Annotated in this window: 1 tRNA gene; it reads right to left on the minus strand. The window is 36.5% G+C overall.

The annotated features are described in order from the left end of the window. Positions 1-284: 284 nt before the first annotated feature. Positions 285-358 (minus strand) — tRNA-Ala (locus J8281_RS19215). Positions 359-381 lie beyond the last annotated feature (23 nt).

Here is a 381-nt window from a genome sequence, read left to right on the forward strand (position 1 = left end):
TCAGAATGCTGAATCCAGAATTATGAATTAGATAATAATTAGAACTAAAAACTCTGAATTCAGAATTCTTAATTCATAATTAAAAAAGTGGAGAATACCGGAGTCGAACCGGTGACCTTCCCGATGCTAGATCGGGATGCTCTAGCCCCTAAAGGCTAAATCTCGTATGCATTATAAAATGAACGTTTTTCTAATTCAAAATGCTGAATGCAGAATTATGAATTAGATAATAATTACAACTAAAAACTCTTAATTCAGAATTCTTAATGCATAATTAAAAAAAGTGGAGAATACCGGAGTCGAACCGGTGACCTCCTGCGTGCAAGGCAGGCGCTCTAGCCAGCTGAGCTAATTCCCCCTTCTTGAATTCAGAATGTAGAA

It is taken from the genome of Aquimarina sp. U1-2 (genome assembly GCF_017897595.1).
In the GTDB taxonomy this organism is placed as follows: Bacteria; Bacteroidota; Bacteroidia; order Flavobacteriales; family Flavobacteriaceae; genus Aquimarina.